The following is a 16,958-nucleotide window of genomic DNA, read 5'->3' on the forward strand; positions in this document are numbered from 1 at the left end:
CCCGGTCAGGCGGTGAGCGCGGGCGTGCCCGAGGGCGCGCCCACCAGCTCCTCGACGGCGAACGCCTCGATCCCCCGGTCGCGCGCGACGCGCACGACGTCGGCCAGCAGCGCCGGCCAGGTGCACACCACGGCGTCGACCTCGCGACCCACCAGTTCGCCGACGCGGGCCGCGATCCGGGTGCCGACGTCGGCGGTGGGCTCGAGCAGCGTGCGGTCCACGAGGTGGACGTCGACGACGCCCGGCGCGTGCTCGGCGAGCAGCCGGCGTGCCGCGTGCACATGGGCGGCCGCGACGTGCAGGAAGCCGACGGTCGCCACGGTCGGAATATGTCACGTTGCACCCTGTGATGCGAGGGTGTGATCGGCGTCCGGCCGCTCTTGACCGATGAACGGCCGCGCGCGGCCACGGCGGCATCAGGGCAGCGAGGTGACCAGCTGTTCGGGCGACACGCGCGGCCCGGTGAAGAACGGGACCTCCTCGCGCACGTGGCGCCGGGCGTCGGTGGCCCGCAGGTCGCGCATCAGGTCGACGATGCGGTCGAGCTGGTCGGCCTCGAACGCGAGGATCCACTCGTAGTCGCCGAGCGCGAACGCCGGCACGGTGTTGGCGCGGACGTCGGCGTAGCCGCGGGCGGCCTTGCCGTGCTCGGCGAGCATCCCGCGCCGCTCCTCGTCGGGCAGCAGGTACCAGTCCAGCGACCGGACGAACGGGTAGAGGCACAGGTAGCCCTTGGGCTCCTCCCCCGCGATGAACGCCGGGACGTGGCTCTTGTTGAACTCCGCGGGCCGGTGCAGCGCCGTCGCCGACCAGGTGGGCGTCGAGGCCCGCCCGAGCGCCGTGCGGCGCAGCGCGGTGTAGGTGGCCTGCAGCGACTCGACGTCCGGCGCGTGGGTCCAGACCATCCAGTCGGCGTCGGCCCGCATGCCCGCGAGGTCGTAGACACCGCGCACCACCACGCCCTTGCCCTCGGCCTGGTCGAGCACGCCGGCGAGCTCGTCGCCGGCCGCCGCGCGGTCCTCGGGCAGCCGCGCCGGGTCGGTGCGGAACACCGACCACATGGCGTAGCGGATGGTCGAGTTGAGCTCGTCGTAGTTCAGCCGTGCCACGTCTCCATCGTGCCATCGGTGCTGGCGACACCGGGGATGCGATCGGCCCGGAAGGCCTCGACGAAACGGCGGTGGTCGTCACGCACGACCTGGGCGTAGTCGCGCCCGAACGCGACGAGGTCGGCGACGAACGCGTCCTCGCGGTCCCCCACCACGCGCAGGATCGCGTCCTCGACCTGCTGCGCCACCAGTCCCTGCTCGGCGTCGGCGTCGGAGACGCAGTGGGCCCGCGCCGTGGCCCGCCCGAGCTGCGCCAGCACGTCGCGCAGCTCGCGGGGCTCGGTGAGGTCGTCCCAGTCGAGGTCGTTCTCGTAGGGCGAGAGCTCGGCCACGACGTAGCCGACGCCGTCGAGCGCGGTCCAGCCCAGCAGCCGGTCGGCGTGCGCCTGCAGCGCGCGGCGCGACAGCGCGGTGCGGTGGCCGTGGTGGTGGAACCAGGACGCCACCTCGGGGTCGTCGACGACCCGGCTCGGCGCGGCCCGCACGGCCTGCTTCATCGAGAGCACGACGTCGTTGTCGAGCGCCTCGGTCGGGCCCTCGACGAGGATGTTGTAGGCGGGCAGCCCGGCGCTGCCGATCCCGAAGCCGCTGCGCCCGACCACGTCGTGCACCGCGTAGGCCTGGTCCGGCCAGCGCCGCGCGGGCGGGATGGTGTCGAGGTAGGCCTCGTAGGCGGCGACGACCTCGGCGCGCTCGGCGTCGTCCAGGCGGCGCACGCCGGGCCCGGCGCGGAACACCCGGTCCTCGCCCTCGATCTCGGTGAGGTCGTCCAGCAGGGCGCGCCGGCTGCGCTCCCGCGAGCGCTGCAACGCCGCGCGGATCGGCCCGTCGGTGTTCTGCCGGGTGAGGGCGAACTCCCGCTCGCCCGAGCCGCCCGAGAACGACCGCACCGCGGCGAGGTAGGACCGCAGGTAGGCCTCGTTCAGCGCGTCGATGTCGCCGTCGCCGAAGGCCTTCGACCAGCCCAGCAGCGCGACGCTCGCGACGAGGCGGCGCAGGTCCCATGTCCACGGGGCCACGTAGGCCTCGTCGAAGTCGTTGACGTCGAAGACGAGCACGCCGTCGCCGTCGAGGTAGGTCCCGAAGTTCTCGGCGTGCAGGTCGCCCTGGATCCAGACGCGGCGGGTGCGGTCGTCCACCCACGGGTCGTCGAGCCGGGCGACGTCGGCGTAGAACAGGCAGGCGCTGCCCCGGTAGAACGCGAACGGCTCCGCCGCCATCTTGCGGAACTTGCTGCGGAAGCCCTCGGGCGAGGCCGCCATGAGGTCCGAGAACGCGTCCACGAGCACGTCGACGATGAACGTCGAGCGCCCCTCGTCGTCGCGCGACCCGATCGCGCCGGTGAGGAGGTCCATGGCGAGGACCTACCGCGTCGCGGCCGCCGACGCCAGGTGCACGGCGATCCGCTGCGCCGCCGCGTCGGCGGTGGCCAGGCAGGCGGGCACGCCGACGCCGTGCAGGGCGGCCCCGGCCACGGCGAGGCCCGGCAGCCCGGCAACACCGTCCTCGATCGCCGCGACGCGGTCGAGGTGTCCGACGCCGTACTGGGGCAGCCCACCGGGCCAGCGCACGACCGCCGTCTCGACGGGCACGGCGTCCACGCCGGTGAGGGCGGCGAGGTCACCGCGGGCCGCGCTGACGAGGTCCGGGTCGTCGCGGCGCAGGGCGGCGAGCGAGGCCGCATCGCCGTGGCGCCCCACCGAGAGGCGCAGGACGGCGGTGTCGTCGGGATCGTCGCTCGGCGCCAGGTGCGGCCACTTCTCCGCGCTGAACGTCGCGGCCTTGATCGTCCAGGGCAGGCCGTCGGGTCGCCGCTCCCCCGCCCCGACGAGGACGCCGGACCGCCCGTGCAGCGGCGCCGCGGCCGCCGCGGGCAGGGCGAGCACGACCAGCGCCGACGACGCGAGCTCGATCTCCCCGGCCGCCCGCGCCGCGAGCGGGGCGTGGTCGGCGAGCAGGCGCCGGACCGCCGGCGGCGGCACGGCGAGCACCACGGCGTCGGCCTCGAGGGCCTCGCCGGCGTCGGTGTCGGCCCGCCACCCCGCGGCCGTGCGCGCCAGCGCAGTGACCGTGCGGCCCAGCCGGATCTCGGCCCGCGCGGCGAGCGCGAGCGTCGACGGGAGGTCGGCGAGGCCACCGCGCAGCGTCCCGAACACCGGCAGCGGCAGGGGTGGCGCGACCTCGCCGGCGGTCACGGCGGCCGGCGCCGGCAGGCAGCGGCGAGCCGCGTCGACCAGCGAGCGCGGGTCGGCGTCGAGCGCCGCGGCCAGGGCCGGGACGGTGGCCCGCAGACCGAGCCCGTCGGCCCGGCCGGCGTAGACGCCACCGAGCAGCGGGTCGACGAGGCGGTCGGCGACCTCGTCGCCGAGGCGCGCGCGCACCAGCGCGCCCACGGCGACGTCGCCGCCCGGCTCCCACGGGCCCGGAGCGTCGGCGCGCAGCGCCGCGAGCCCCGCCGGGGAGAGCGCCTCGCCGGCCACGGCCGGGTCGCCCGGCACGCCCATGACCGTCCGCGGCGGCAGGGGGACCGTGCGCCCGCCGACGTGCAGGGCCGAGGTGGCCGTGCCGGGGTGGACGAGCTGGTCGTCGAGGCCGAGCTCGGCGACCCGCGCCGCCACCTCGGGACGGCGGGCCAGGAACGCCTCGGCGCCGACGTCGACGCGCCGGCCGCCGATCTCCAGGGCGGAGAGCTTGCCGCCGAGCGCGCGCGCCGTCTCGACGACGACGATCTCCGTGTCGGCCCCGAGCAGGGTGCGCAGGCGGTGCGCGGCGGCCAGACCGGAGACCCCGCCGCCGACGACGAGGACGCGGGTCATGCGGGCGAGGTGCCGTGCACCAGGTCGACGACGCGGGCCAGGGCGTCCGGGTCGGTCTCGGGCAGCACGCCGTGACCGAGGTTGAACACGTGGCCCTCGGCGGCCTCGCCCTCGCGCAGGATCCGCCGGACCTCGCGCTCGACGACCTCCGGCCCGGCGAACAGCAGCGCAGGGTCGAGGTTGCCCTGCAGGGCCCGGCCGGGCCCGACGCGGCCGGCGGCGACGTCCAGCGGGATGCGCCAGTCGACGCCGACGACGTCGGCCCCGGCCTCGCCCATGGCACCGAGCAGCTCGCCGGTGCCGACCCCGAAGTGGATGCGGGGCACCCCGGCATCGGCCAGGCCGGCCAGCACCCGCGCCGAGTGCGGCAGCACCAGCTCGCGGTAGTCGCGCTCGGACAGCGCCCCGGCCCACGAGTCGAACAGCTGCACGGCGTCGACGCCCGCGTCGACCTGCGCGCGCAGGAACGTCAATGCGGTGTCGGCGAGCGCGGAGCACAGCGCGTGCCAGGTGTCCGGCGCGGCGTGCATGAGCGCCTTGGTGCGCTCGTGGTTGCGGCTCGGGCCGCCCTCGACGAGGTAGGACGCGAGCGTGAAGGGGGCGCCCGCGAAGCCGATCAGCGGCGTCTCGCCGAGCTCGCGCACGAGCAGGCGCACGGCCTCGGCCACCGGCGCCACGCCCTCGGCGTCGAGGACCGGCAGCGCGGCGACGTCGGCGTCGGTGCGCACGGGCTGCCCGACGACGGGGCCGGTCCCCGCGACGATGTCGACGTCGACGCCCGCGGCCTTCAGCGGCACGACGATGTCGGAGAACAGGATCGCGGCGTCGACGCCGTAGCGGCGCACGGGCTGCAGCGTGATCTCGCAGGCGAGGTCCGGCGTGAGGCAGGCCTCGAGCATGCCGGTGCCGCGGCGCAGCTCGCGGTACTCCGGCAGCGCCCGCCCGGCCTGGCGCATGAACCACACCGGCCGCCGCGACGGGCGTTCGCGCCGGGCCGCGGCGAGGAACGGCGCGTCGGGCAGGTGCCGGCGCGTGCTGGTGCTGCTGACGACCCCTGCCCCGCTCATGGTGTCCCCATCCTCCCACGACCCCCGGGTGGCCGAGCGGGCGCGCGCACGTGACGGACGGGGCGCACGGCACGGGTGGGACACGCGGGACCTCCCGGCGTGGGAGGTACACGGAAGAACCCGTTCGGCCTACTGTCACTGAGGTGACGGCGCCCACCACCCACCCCGAGACGTTCCGGCGCGCGGTGGACTCCCTGAGCGAGCTGCGGACGCGGTCCGAGATCGAGCTGCGCACGATGCGCCCGCCCCAGCGCCTGGCGCCGTACTCGGCGGCCTGGAGCGCGGAGGTGCTCGCCACCCCGCCCGCCCCCGGCACCGGCGAGGTGGACGACGCCGAGGTCGTGGTCACCGGCCGTCTGGTGCTGCTGCACGACCCCGAGGGCCAGGACGCCTGGGACGGCACGCTGCGGGTGGTGACGTTCGTGCGCGCCGAGCTGGACCCCGAGCACGCCGGCGACCCCCTGCTGCCGGAGGTGGCGTGGTCGTGGCTCACCGGCGCGCTGGAGGACTCGGGCGCGGGCTGGACCGCGCTCGGCGGCACCGTGACGCAGACCTCCTCGGTGCGCTTCGGCGACATCAGCGGCCCGAGCCACGCGACCGACCTCGAGCTGCGCGCGTCGTGGACGCCCACCGAGGAGGTCCTCACGACGCACGGCGACGCGTTCGCGGCCGTCCTCGCGGTCGCCGCGGGCCTTCCGCCGGAGGGCGTGGCGACGCTCGGTGTCCGCCGCACCGGTCGCTCCGGCTGACATTCTCCCGGTACTACCGGTATCGCTCCCGCAATTCTGTCCGTGCATCTGCAGGCCCACCTGCATTGTTCGGTGATGCACAGGTAGGCGTCCGATCGGCCCGACGAGGCTGCGTCGGTCACGCGCCGGCACTGCGTCGTTGGTTGCAGCCGCGATGCGGCGGTCGGCGCCAGGTAAGCACACTCCGTAGCGACCGTTACACGCAGTGTCACCGAGAGACGATTTCGTGGAGTCTGTCCACTCCAAAGGGTGACCGCGGCCGCGTAACACCCGAAACTCCACCGAGCGAAGTTGGCCCTGGTGCTCTCGTTAACTCGCCCGGGGGGATATCTTCTCTCGCACGCACTTCCTCGTCCGATCGGCGGCGCGGTCGTTGGGACGAGGGCCCGGTGCGGAATGTCGGGGGGCAAGACCGACTTCTAGGAGGTACTCGACGTGGCTACCGTGGGCCCAGGCATGGCCCTTCGCGGCGTCGCGAGCGGCTTGCTGCCGCCGGCCATGGTCCCGCATCCGCGGGAAGAGATGTTCACCGTGCTGGTGGTCGACGACCACCCGTTGCTGCGCGAAGCGATCGCGCAGCGGCTCTCCTCGATGGGCGCGGGCACCGTCCACGAGGCGGCCTCGATCTCCGAGGCCCGCACCCGAGCGCTGGCCAGCGGGCCGTGCGATCTCGCGATCCTGGACCTGGGGCTGCCCGACGGCAGCGGCCTGGACCTGATCGCCGAGCTGCGCGCGCAGGGCTGGAACCGCGTCGTCGTGCTGGCGGCGTCCGACGACCCGTCGGCGGTCCGGGCGGCGTTCCAGGCGGGCGCGCAGGCGTACCTGCTCAAGTCGGCCTCGCCGGGCGTCGTCACCGACGGCGTGCGCCGGGTCCTCGAGGGCGGCCTGTACGCCGACCCGTCCGTCGCTCCGCTGCTCGCGGCGGGCACCCGCGTGCCGGCGACGGACAACACCCCGCGGGAGCTCTCGGCCCGCGAGGTCGAGGTGCTGCAGCTCGTGGCCGACGGCCGCTCCAACAAGGAGATCGGTGACGCGCTGAGCCTCTCGGCGCTGACGGTCAAGAGCCACCTCTCCCGGATCGGGCGCAAGCTCGGCACGGGTGACCGGGCGCAGATGGTCGCGCTGGCCATGCGGGCCGGCGTCATCCGCTGAGCACGAGGGCACGTGGGGCGGCCTCCCGGTCGCCCGTCGCGTCGCCGTCCGTGGACCCTGCCGGGGGCGCCGGCGGGGTCCGCGGGCGGCGGCCCGGGCTCGACACGCCCGGGCCGTCCTGCGGATCCGCGGCGGACTCCGTCGATGAGGGGCAGACTGTCCCCTCGGTGACGACGGAGACGGACGCGGTGCCGAGCGGGGAAGCCGACCCGCCGGTCGTCGACCTGCTCGAACCGGCCGACGGCGTTCCGCCGCTCGTCGAGGACGCGGGCGCGCTGGCGGACGCCGCGGCTGCTCTGGCCTCGGGCACCGGTCCGGTCGCCGTGGACGCCGAACGGGCCTCGGGTTACCGCTACTCGGCCCGCGCCTACCTGGTGCAGCTCCGGCGCGAGGGCGCGGGCACCGTCCTGGTCGACCCCATCGCCTGCGGCGGCGACCTGAGCACGCTCGGTGACGCCCTGCGCGGCGTCGAGTGGGTGCTGCACGCCGCGTCCCAGGACCTGCCGTGCCTCGCCGAGGTCGGCATGCGCCCGGACCGCCTGTTCGACACCGAGCTCGCCGGCCGGCTCGTGGGCTACCCGCGCGTCGGGCTCGGCCCGCTCACCGAGCACCTGCTGGGCGTGCGGCTGCAGAAGGGCCACGGCGCCGCCGACTGGTCACGCCGTCCCCTGCCCGCCGACTGGCTCGTGTACGCGGCGCTGGACGTCGAGCTGCTCGTCGACCTGCGCGACGCCGTCGCCGCCGACCTCGAGCGGCAGGGCAAGACGGCGTGGGCCGAGCAGGAGTTCGAGGCCGTGCGCCTCGCCGCGCCGCCACCCCCGCGCGCCGAGCCCTGGCGCCGCACGTCGGGCCTGCACAAGGTGCGCCGGCCCGCCCAGCTCGCGGTCGTGCGCGAGCTCTACCGCTCCCGCGACGAGCTCGCGGAGGCCCGCGACCTCGCGCCCGGGCGCCTGCTGCCCGACGGCGCGATCGTCGACGCCGCCCTGCGCGAGCCCGCCCGCCGCGACGACCTCGTCGCCATGCCCGTCTTCCGGGGCCGCGCCCAGCGCCGCCTCGCCGACCGCTGGTGGTCGGCCATCCAGCGTGCCCGCGGGCTGTCCCGCGAGGACCAGCCCACGTCGGCCGCGGCGCAGGACGGCCCGCCGCCGGCGCACCGCTGGGGCGACAAGGACCCCGTCGCGGCCGCCCGCCTGGCGGCCGCCCGGGCGGCGCTCGCCGGGCTGTCCGAGCGCACCGGCACCCCGGTCGAGAACCTCGTGACCCCGGACCTCGTGCGGCGCCTGTGCTGGGCCCCGCCGGCGGATCCCGGCCCCGAGGCCGTGGGGCAGGCGCTGCGCGCGATGGGCGCCCGCCCGTGGCAGGCCGAGCTCACCGCCGAGCTGCTGGCCGAGGCGCTGACCGCGCAACCGGCTCCCGCTCAGGACACCGCTCAGGACGCTGCTCAGGATTCCGGCGGCGCCTGAGCGTCCGCGCGCAGCGGCAGCTCGACCGTCACGGTCAGGCCGCCGCCCTCCACCGGCTCGGCGGTGGCGCGCCCGCCGTGCGCCCGGGCGACGGCGCGCACGATCGACAGGCCCAGCCCGGTCCCGCTCCCGGTGCGTCCCGCGCCGCGACGGAACGGCTCGAAGAGCTCGGCGACGGTGGCGGGCGGGACGACCGGGCCCGACGACGACACCGCCAGCACCGCGTGCCCGTCCTCGGCCTCCGTGCGCACCCGCAGCCAGCCGCCGTCGACGTTGTGCCGCACGGCGTTCTCGACGAGGTTGCCCGCGACGCGCCCGAGCAGCGCCTGGTCGCCGCGCACCGCGGCGGGCGCCAGGTCGGTGGTCACGTGCAGCGCCCGGTCGCGGGCCTCGGCGCGCACGGCGTCCAGGGCGCCCGGCACGACCTCGGCGAGGTCGACCGGCTCGCTGGGCACGCTCTCGGCGGCCTCGGTGCGCGCGAGCAGCAGGAGGCCGGCCACGAGGTGCTCGGCGCGGCGCGTGGCGTCGCGCACCACCTCGCCCATGCGGCGGAGCTCCGCGACGTCCGCGTCGGGGTCGGCGAGCGTCACGTCCACCTCGGTGCGCAGCACGGCCAGGGGCGTGCGCAGCTCGTGGCTGGCGTTGGCCACGAACCGCTGCTGGGCCTCGAAGGCGGCCTGCAGCCGGTCGAGCATGGCGTCGAACGTGGCGGCGAGCTCGGCGACCTCGTCGCGCGGCCCCGCCACCCCGATCCGCGCGTCCAGCGACTCGGCCGAGAGCCGCTGCGCGGTGGCCGTGACGACGTGCAGGGGGCGCAGCACCCGGCGCACCAGCACCCACGACACCAGCGCCGCCGCCAGCACGACCATCGCGAACGCGACCGACCCGATGCGCAGCACCTCGCTGCGGGCGGCCTTGCCCAGCGCCCCGGCCAGCTCCCCCGCCGGCACGCGGACGCCGTCCACGACGACCGGGGTGTCCGGCGGCAGCTGCGGCACCGCGGCCACGACCTCGCCGACCAGCATCCAGCCGAGCCAGACCAGGACGACGGCGACCACGGCCACCAGCGACGTCGCCAGCAGCGTCAGGCGGACACGCAGGCCGGGGCCGCGGCGCAGGGCGGGCGAGCCGGCCGGTCCTGAGGTCACGCGGCGACGCTACGTCGCCGCCCACCAGGCCCCGGTGAGGGCCCGGGACCAGGCCGTCGTCAGACGGTGGCCGGGGCCTCCGCCGGGACGCGGTAGCCCGAACCGACGACCGTGTCGATGATGCCGGGCTCGCCGAGCTTCTTGCGCAGGGTCATGACGGTGACCCGCACGGTGGTGGTGAACGGGTCGGCGTTCTCGTCCCACACGCGCTCGAGCAGCTCCTCGGAGCTGACCACGGCCCCGCCGGCGGCGAGCAGCACCTCGAGCACCCCGAACTCCTTGCGGGTGAGCTCGAGCGGCGTGCCGCCGCGGCTGACCGTGCGCTTCGACGGGTCGAGCACCACGTCGCCGGCGCGCAGCACCGGCGGCACGGCCGGGGTGGCCCGGCGGCCCAGCGCGCGGACGCGGGCGACGAGCTCCGCGAAGTCGAAGGGCTTGGGCAGGTAGTCGTCGGCACCGAGCGCGAGGCCCTCGACCTTGTCGCGCAGCGCGCCGCTGGCGGTCAGCATGATCACGCGCGTGACCCCGCCGACGATCTCCGCGCACAGGTCGTCGCCCGAGATACCCGGCAGGTCGCGGTCGAGCACGACCACGTCGTAGCGGGTGATGCCGACCTTCTCGCTGCCCTCGTCGCCGTCGTACGCGACGTCGACGGCCATCCCCTCGCGACGCAGGCCCCGGGCCACGGCGTCGGCCAGGGCCTGCTCGTCCTCCACGACCAGTACTCGCACGTCTCCACGGTGCCACAGGGCACCTGAGCAGCCGCTGAGAGGAAACCGCGGATCTACCGAGCGAGGGAGCTGTCGTCCGTGCTCGGCATCGTGGCCGCGTCCCGCCCGGAGACCCACTCGGTGATCCGGCGCGCGACGTCGGCGTCGGTGAGGCCCGCGGCGGCGAGCACCTGGCCGCGGGAGGCGTGGGCGATGAACTCCTGGTCGAGCCCGAGGCGGCGCACCGGCACGTCGACCCCGTCGGCGGACAGGGCCTCGGCCAGCGCCGAGCCGACGCCGCCGTGGCGCCCGCCGTCCTCGACGGTGACCACCAGGCGGTGCCCGGCCGCGAGCGTCCGCAGCGCCTCCGGCACGGGCTGCACCCACCGCGGGTCGACGACCGTGACGCCGATCCCCTGCGCGGTCAGCCGGTCGGCGGCCTGCACCCCGAGGTCGCCGAACGCGCCGACGGTGACGAGCAGGACGTCGGGCCGCTCGGGCACGGCGCTCTCGGGCAGGCGGTCGACGGCGGTGGGCCGCGGCGCGGCCCGCGACGGGCGGGCGGGCTCGGCGAGGACGTCGACGCGACCCGGGCCCGCGGCGGGGCCGAGCGAGCGCAGCGCGGGGATCGACGCGGGCACGGCCCCCTTCGACCAGCGCAGCGCCGTCGGTCCGTCGTCGATCTCCACGGCCTCGCGCAGCTCCTCGCGCAGCGTCACGGCGTCGCGCGGCGCCGCGACCCGCAGGCCGGGCACGATCCCGAGGATCGACAGGTCCCACATGCCGTTGTGGCTCGCGCCGTCGTCGCCGGTGACCCCGGCCCGGTCCAGCGCGAAGGTCACCGGCGCGCGGTGCAGCGCGACGTCCATGAGCAGCTGGTCGAACGCGCGGTTGAGGAACGTCGAGTAGACCGCGACGACCGGGTGCAGCCCGCCCGCCGCCAGCCCGGCCGCGGACGTCACCGCGTGCTGCTCGGCGATGCCCACGTCGAACAGCCGCTCCGGGTAGGCCTCGCCGAAGGCCGCCAGGCCCGTGGGCCCGGGCATCGCCGCGGTGATCGCGACGATGTCGGAGCGCTCGCGGCCCAGCTCGAGCATCGTCTCGGTGAACACCGAGGTCCAGCCCTTGGCCTTGGGGCCGACCGGGCGGCCGGTGACGGGGTCGAGGACGCCCGTGGAGTGCATGAGGTCCGCCTCGTCGGCCTCCGCCGGCGCGAAGCCGCGGCCCTTCGCGGTGACCGCGTGCACCACGACCGGCCCGCCGAAGTCGCGGGCGCTGCGCAGCGCGTGCTCCATCGCCCCGACGTCGTGCCCGTCGACCGGGCCGATGTACTTGAGCCCGAGGTCGGAGAACAGCGGCTGCGGGCTCAGGGCGTCCTTGAACCCGGCCTTCGCCGCGTGCAGCGCCTGGTAGAGCGTCGATCCCACCAGCGGCAGCCCCTGGACCGCGCGCTTGCCGGTCTCGAGCACCTCCTCGTAGCGCGGCAGCAGCCGCAGCGAGGTCAGCTTGCGCGAGAGCCCGCCGATCGTCGGCGAGTACGAGCGCCCGTTGTCGTTGACGACGATGACGATCGGCCGGTCCGGCGCCGCGGCGATGTTGTTGAGCGCCTCCCAGCACATGCCGCCGGTGAGCGCGCCGTCGCCGACGACCGCGACGATCGAGCGGTCCCTCCCGGTCAGCGCGTCGGCCTTGGCCAGCCCGTCGGCCCAGGACAGGGCGGTGGACGCGTGGGAGTTCTCGACGAGGTCGTGCTCGCTCTCGGCGCGGCTCGGGTAGCCGGAGAGCCCGCCGCCCTGGCGCAGCCCGTCGAAGTCGCCCGCCCGGCCCGTCAGGATCTTGTGGACGTAGCTCTGGTGCCCCGTGTCGAACAGCAGGGCGTCGCGCGGGGAGTCGAACACCCGGTGCAGCGCGAGTGTCAGCTCCACCACCCCGAGGTTCGGCCCGAGGTGCCCGCCGGTGCGGCAGACCTTGTCGACGAGGAAGTCCCGGATCTCGCCCCCGAGGGCACGCACCTCGTCCGCGTCGAGACGACGCAGGTCCGCCGGGGTGCGGACTCGATCCAGCAACGGCACTGCGGTCACCTCGGATCGCCGGTGGTGGGGGCCCGGCCAAGTCTACGGACGCCGGACGGGCCCGCAGCCCGCGACGATGCGTGGGTGACGTGACGTCAGGGCTTCGGGCGACGCGCGATGTAGACGACGGCGGGCGGGATGTTGGCCATCACCGTGCGCGAGACCACGACCTCCTCGAAGTGGGCCTCCAGGTTGCGCTGCACCTGCTTCGCGGCCGGGAAGAACCGGATCCAGGCGTGGGCGAGCTGCGTCACGGCCCCGCCGGGGGCGGCGAGCCGGGCCAGCGGGCCGAAGATCGTGGTGTCCTTCGGCGAGGTCAGCAGCCACGGCAGGCCGGAGACGGTCAGGTCGGTGCGCACCCCCTCGGCGAGCAGGCGGTCCACCACGGCACGAGCGTCGTCGCAGACCACCTCCACCTTCGGGTGGCGCTCGGCGAGGACGGCGGCCATCCGCGGGTTGAACTCCACCGCGATGTGGCGACCGCGCCCGGCCAGGCGCTCCTGGATCACGTCGGTGACCTGGCCGGTGCCGGCGCCGAGGTCGAGCACGACGGGGTCGCCGGTCTCGGGCAGCGGCGCCGCGGCCTGCCGGCACAGCGGGCCGGCGCTCGGGATGAGGGACGCGACGTGCAGCGGGTCGCGCAGGAACTCGAGGGCGAAGGTCCGGCCGGGGTGGGTGCTGCTGGCGTGGGTGTCGGTCACGGTGCTCGTCGTCTCCGCAGTGCGAGGGCCATCGGGGACGGGCTACGGGTTCGGCCCGGTCGTCACGGCCGCCGTGGACGCCTCCGTGCCCCCGAGGGCCGCGCCCGCCGCGGCGACGGCGGCGAGGAGCGCGCGGGCGACCTCGCCGACCATCGCGTCGTCGGGCGAGAACTCGGGGTGGTGCAGGCCCGGACCCTCGCCCGGGGTGCTCCCGGCCGGGGTGGTGCCCACGAACAGCATCAACGACGGCAGCACGTCACCGTAGTGGCTGAAGTCGTCGGCACCACAGGAGCGGAACGTGGTGTCGAGCACGAGCCCGGTGGCGTCGGACCGGTCGCCGGACCGGCGCGCGCCCAGCGCCCGCGCGACCGTGCGGGCCAGCGCCTCGTCGTTGACCACGGCCGGCTCGTTGGGGACGACGGTCAGCGTCGCCTCGCACCCGTACGCGCGGGCCGTGTTCTCCACCACGTCGCGGACCGCGGCGAGCAGCTCGTCGCGGTCGGCGTCGAGGGCGCGGACGGTGCCGCGCGCCGTCGCGGTCTCCGGGACGATGTTGGGCGCCGATCCGGCCTCCATCTGCCCGACGGTGACGACGCCCGCGGCCATGGGGTCGACGCGGCGGGACACGATGTGGTGCACGCCGGTGACGATCGCGGCGAGGGCCAGCACCGGGTCGCGGGTGCGGTGCGGGTAGCCGCCGTGCCCGCCGCGGCCGTGCACCTCGATCTCGATCTCGTCCGACGACGCGTTGACCGGCCCGCCGCGCACCGACACGGTGCCGCGGGGCAGCTCCGGCTGCACGTGGACCCCGAGCACCGCGCCGACCCGGTGCGCGCCGAAGCGGGGGTCGGCGGCGACGTCGGCGGCGCCCGACGGGGCCTTCTCCTCGCGGGGCTGGAACACGGCCAGCAGCGGGGCGGGCACCCGGTCCGCCCCGGCCCGGCCCAGGGCACGCACCACGGCGACCAGCGCCGCGACGTGCACGTCGTGCCCGCAGACGTGCGCGGCGGCCCCGGTGGCGCTGAACTCCAGGCCGGTGCGCTCCACCACGGGCAGCGCGTCCAGCTCGGCCCGCACGGCCACCGCCGGGACGCCGGGCGGGCCCAGCCGCACCATCGCGCCGGTGCCCGCCACGGTTTCCGGGGGTTCCCCGAGGACGTCCGCGACGGCCTCCAGGACGGCGTCCCGGCTGTCGCCCTCGTCGCCGGAGAGCCGCGGGTCGCGGTGCAGCGCGTGCCGCAGGGCCACGGCGGCGTCGAGCTCCGCCTCCAGCGCCGCCCACAGCGCCGGGTCGATCCGCGGGGGCTCGGCGACCTCGGGTGTGACCGGCGGGGTCACCCCGGCATCCGCCCGTAGACGCGGCGCGCGTTGTCGGTCCCGATCATGGTGGCCACCCGTTCGGCGTCGGCGGGCGCGAGCTCGTCGGTCGCGCAGAGGTGCTCCAATAGACCACCCAGGGCCGACCGGAAGCGCAGGGCCCCCAGCAGGTGCAGCTCGGGGAGCCCGAACGCGTCGGAGCTGTAGAGCACCTTGCCGTAGGGCGCGAGCTCGAGGAGCTCGGCGACCACCGACATCGCGCGGGCCCCGATGTGCGGCACGGCGAGCCCCACGTCGACGTGCACCACGGCGAACGCCTGCGCGAGCCACGCCGCCTCCCGGTGGTACGGGTAGCAGTGCAGCAGCATCAGCGGCGTGCCCAGCGGCTCGACCAGCCGCGCGAGGTCGACCAGCAGGGCGGGGTTGGCGCGGTGCAGGTCCTCGTCGGGGTCGCCGAAGCCGGTGTGCAGCTGCAGCGGCAGCCCGGTGTCGAGCCCGGTCCAGAGGCCGTGGCGCAGCAGGACGGGGTCGCGCAGCGGCTCGCCGGTGGCCGCGCGGCGGCGCAGCCAGCCGTCGGCGGCCTTCTTCACCTCGGCGTCCTCGGGGCGGGTCGGGTCGACGTCGAGCCCGGCGCGGTAGGCCAGCACGCTCTTGCAGGCGACCGGCACGGGGTCCGCGGCCGGGTCGGTGCGGGCCGCGACGGCGTCGCGCAGCGCGTCGCCGTAGCCCGCGGCGTCGACGCCGGCGTCGGCGACCGCCTCGGCCACCGCCTCGAGCCGCACCACCTCCCCCACCGCCGCCCCGGCCGCACCGGCCAGCGCGGCGGGGGCGAGCAGGTCGGCGGCCGCGAACCCGTGGTCGACCAGCACGGCGCCCACCCCGGCGCCGCCGAGGAAGCGGCGCGTGACCTCCTCGGGGCCGAGCTCCGCGCGGCGGGCGAGGTAGTCGTCCGGCTCCGCGTGGGCCGGGAGGTCGAGCGCGGGGGCGCACCAGCGGCGCACCGAGAACCCGAGCGCCGAGTCGAAACTGCTCGTGCCCGGCGCCGGGCCGGGACCCTCGCAGAGCAGCGCCTCGAAGGCCGCGCGGTCCAGCGGCCCGGCGACGACGCTGTGGCAGTGGTGGTCCACCAGCCGCACGCCGTCCAGGAAGCTCACGGGCCCGGCCGGCACCAGCCCCGCGCTGACCAGGCTCCCGCTCACCGGTGACCCCCTCGACGCCGCCGGGTCCTGTGTACCGGAACGAATCACGTGGACAGGAGTGTTGCGACGCATTCGACGTGGTGAGTCATGGGGAAGGCGTCGAAGGCGCGCAGCGCGGAGAGCTCGTAGCCGTGCTCGGCCAACGCGGCGACGTCGCGGGCCAGGGCGGCCGGGTCGCAGGCGACGAGCACGATCCGCCCGGCACCGCAGCCGGCCAGCTCGCCGGCCAGGCGGCGGCCCAGGCCCTTGCGCGGCGGGTCGGCCACGATCACGTCCGGCGGGCCCGGCAACGAGCTGCCTCCACGGGTCGAGCTCCGCTTCGCTCCGTCTCCCAGCACCTTCTCCACCCGGCTGCGCACCACCTGCACCGCCGGCAGGTCGGCCAGGCACTCCCCCGCCGCGGCCGTCGCCGCCGGGTCGCTCTCGACGAGCACGACGCGCCCGTCGGGACCGACGCGCTCGGCCAGCGGGGCGGCGATCAGCCCGGCGCCGCCGTAGAGGTCCCAGGCGGTCGCGCCCGGCGCGAGGTCACCGACGCCGTCGAGCACGGCGCCCACGACGGCGTCCGCGGCGTGCGGGTGGACCTGCCAGAACGCCTCGGCGGGCAGGTCCCACGACCGGCCCGCCGCCTCCTCGTGGGCCACGCCGCTGCCGACCTCGGCGTGCCGGGCGCCCTCGAACAGCTCGGCGGCGTGCACCTCGCCGGTGGCGTCGCGCACCACCTCGACCTCCGCGGTCGGGGTCCACTCCCGGGCGAGGACGGGGCCCAGCGCGCCGGGCGCGCTGATCGGGCAGTCGCCGACGGGCAGCACCTCGTGGCTGCGGTGCACCCGCAGGCCCGGGCGGCCGTCGTCGGTGACCGCCATCCGCATCCGGGTGCGCCAGCCCAGCGGCCCGCCGGGCAGCTCCTCGACCGTGACCTCCCGCTCGACGCCGGCCAGCCGCGCGAGCTGCTCGGCCACCACCGTGGCCTTGAGGTCGCGCTGCGCGGCCGGGGTGGCGTGCTGCCAGTCGCAGCCCCCGCATCCGCCCGGCCCGGCCCACGGGCAGGTCGGGGTGACGCGGTGCGGCGAGGCGACCAGCACCCCGACCGCGTCGCCCCGGCAGAACGAGCCGCCGTGGTCCTCGGTGATCACCACGCGCACCGTCTCGCCGGGCAGGGCGTGGCGCACGAAGATCACGCGCCCCTCGTGGCGGGCGACGCAGTGCCCCCCGTGCGCCACCGGCCCGACCTCCACCTCGAGGAGCCGGTCGGTCCAGTCGAGGGTCTCGGCGGTCGATGGGTCGAGCTCCCCTATCGGCGTGCTCCCCTGACTGCTCCGTCTCCCGGCGCTCACCGTGACGCCGTCGTCTCGTCCCGGCCGCCGGTGCGGGCGGGCCGGTTCGGGCGGTCGGTGGCCGCCGGGCTCGGCGGCGGCGCCGGGGCGGGCGCGGGCGCGGGCGCGCCGGCCGTGC

Annotated in this window: 15 protein-coding genes; 3 read left to right on the forward strand and 12 right to left on the reverse strand. The window is 76.4% G+C overall.

Annotated elements, in window-relative coordinates; genetic code table 11:
• Positions 1 to 5 precede the first annotated feature (5 nt).
• From ABD994_RS18250 to hemE, 5 genes are all read right to left on the reverse strand, one after another.
• Complete coding sequence (locus ABD994_RS18250) at positions 6 to 320, reverse strand: hypothetical protein (RefSeq protein WP_345417994.1); 315 nt, start codon at positions 318 to 320, stop codon at positions 6 to 8.
• A gap of 96 nt (positions 321 to 416) precedes the next feature.
• The gene (hemQ, locus tag ABD994_RS18255) at positions 417 to 1,109 is read right to left on the reverse strand and encodes a hydrogen peroxide-dependent heme synthase (RefSeq protein WP_345417997.1); all 693 of its coding nucleotides are present in this window, start codon (positions 1,107 to 1,109) and stop codon (positions 417 to 419) included.
• Positions 1,097 to 2,464: a DUF2252 domain-containing protein gene (locus ABD994_RS18260; RefSeq protein WP_345418000.1), complete on the reverse strand. Its 1,368-nt coding sequence runs from the start codon at positions 2,462 to 2,464 to the stop codon at positions 1,097 to 1,099. Before ABD994_RS18260 ends, hemQ begins: the two co-directional genes overlap by 13 nt.
• A 9-nt stretch (positions 2,465 to 2,473) precedes the next feature.
• Complete coding sequence (hemG, locus tag ABD994_RS18265; protein WP_345418003.1) at positions 2,474 to 3,925, reverse strand: protoporphyrinogen oxidase; 1,452 nt, start codon at positions 3,923 to 3,925, stop codon at positions 2,474 to 2,476.
• Positions 3,922 to 4,992: a uroporphyrinogen decarboxylase gene (gene hemE, locus ABD994_RS18270; RefSeq protein WP_345418007.1), complete on the reverse strand. Its 1,071-nt coding sequence runs from the start codon at positions 4,990 to 4,992 to the stop codon at positions 3,922 to 3,924. The genes hemG and hemE overlap by 4 nt, the downstream gene beginning before the upstream one ends.
• A gap of 143 nt (positions 4,993 to 5,135) precedes the next feature.
• Here hemE and ABD994_RS18275 point away from each other — a divergent pair, with 143 nt between their 5' ends.
• The 3 genes from ABD994_RS18275 (at position 5,136) to ABD994_RS18285 (ending at position 8,356) form a co-directional block, all read left to right on the forward strand.
• Entirely contained in the window at positions 5,136 to 5,741 is a 606-nt protein-coding gene (locus tag ABD994_RS18275) for a DUF3000 domain-containing protein (protein ID WP_345418010.1), read from the forward strand.
• Positions 5,742 to 6,197: 456 nt separating this feature from the next.
• A complete protein-coding gene (locus ABD994_RS18280) occupies positions 6,198 to 6,893 on the forward strand; it encodes a response regulator (RefSeq protein WP_116706142.1) in 696 nt (231 codons plus the stop codon).
• Between the two features lie 167 nt (positions 6,894 to 7,060).
• A complete protein-coding gene (locus ABD994_RS18285) occupies positions 7,061 to 8,356 on the forward strand; it encodes an HRDC domain-containing protein (protein ID WP_345418013.1) in 1,296 nt (431 codons plus the stop codon).
• Here the strand turns inward: ABD994_RS18285 and ABD994_RS18290 are convergent.
• The 7 genes from ABD994_RS18290 to ABD994_RS18320 form a co-directional block, all read right to left on the reverse strand.
• Complete coding sequence (locus ABD994_RS18290) at positions 8,335 to 9,504, reverse strand: sensor histidine kinase (RefSeq protein ID WP_345418016.1); 1,170 nt, start codon at positions 9,502 to 9,504, stop codon at positions 8,335 to 8,337. The genes ABD994_RS18285 and ABD994_RS18290 overlap by 22 nt on opposite strands.
• Before the next feature lie 59 nt (positions 9,505 to 9,563).
• Positions 9,564 to 10,235 (reverse strand): response regulator transcription factor, encoded by a 672-nt coding sequence (locus tag ABD994_RS18295; protein ID WP_345418019.1) that lies wholly within the window; start codon positions 10,233 to 10,235, stop codon positions 9,564 to 9,566.
• A 53-nt stretch (positions 10,236 to 10,288) separates the two neighbouring features.
• Positions 10,289 to 12,286, reverse strand: coding sequence for a 1-deoxy-D-xylulose-5-phosphate synthase (gene dxs / locus ABD994_RS18300; RefSeq protein ID WP_345418031.1), 1,998 nt, complete (start codon positions 12,284 to 12,286; stop codon positions 10,289 to 10,291).
• A gap of 95 nt (positions 12,287 to 12,381) precedes the next feature.
• Positions 12,382 to 12,987: a class I SAM-dependent methyltransferase gene (locus tag ABD994_RS18305; protein WP_345418022.1), complete on the reverse strand. Its 606-nt coding sequence runs from the start codon at positions 12,985 to 12,987 to the stop codon at positions 12,382 to 12,384.
• A gap of 42 nt (positions 12,988 to 13,029) precedes the next feature.
• Positions 13,030 to 14,325, reverse strand: a complete 1,296-nt coding sequence (locus ABD994_RS18310) for a M20 metallopeptidase family protein (RefSeq protein ID WP_345418025.1) — start codon at positions 14,323 to 14,325, stop codon at positions 13,030 to 13,032.
• Positions 14,322 to 15,503, reverse strand: a complete 1,182-nt coding sequence (locus ABD994_RS18315) for an amidohydrolase family protein (protein ID WP_345418028.1) — start codon at positions 15,501 to 15,503, stop codon at positions 14,322 to 14,324. Before ABD994_RS18315 ends, ABD994_RS18310 begins: the two co-directional genes overlap by 4 nt.
• Before the next feature lie 44 nt (positions 15,504 to 15,547).
• A complete protein-coding gene (locus ABD994_RS18320) occupies positions 15,548 to 16,801 on the reverse strand; it encodes a class I SAM-dependent RNA methyltransferase (protein WP_345418034.1) in 1,254 nt (417 codons plus the stop codon).
• Positions 16,802 to 16,958: the final 157 nt, after the last annotated feature.

It is taken from the genome of Actinomycetospora chlora (genome assembly GCF_039542135.1).
Taxonomy (GTDB): Bacteria; Actinomycetota; Actinomycetes; order Mycobacteriales; family Pseudonocardiaceae; genus Actinomycetospora; species Actinomycetospora chlora.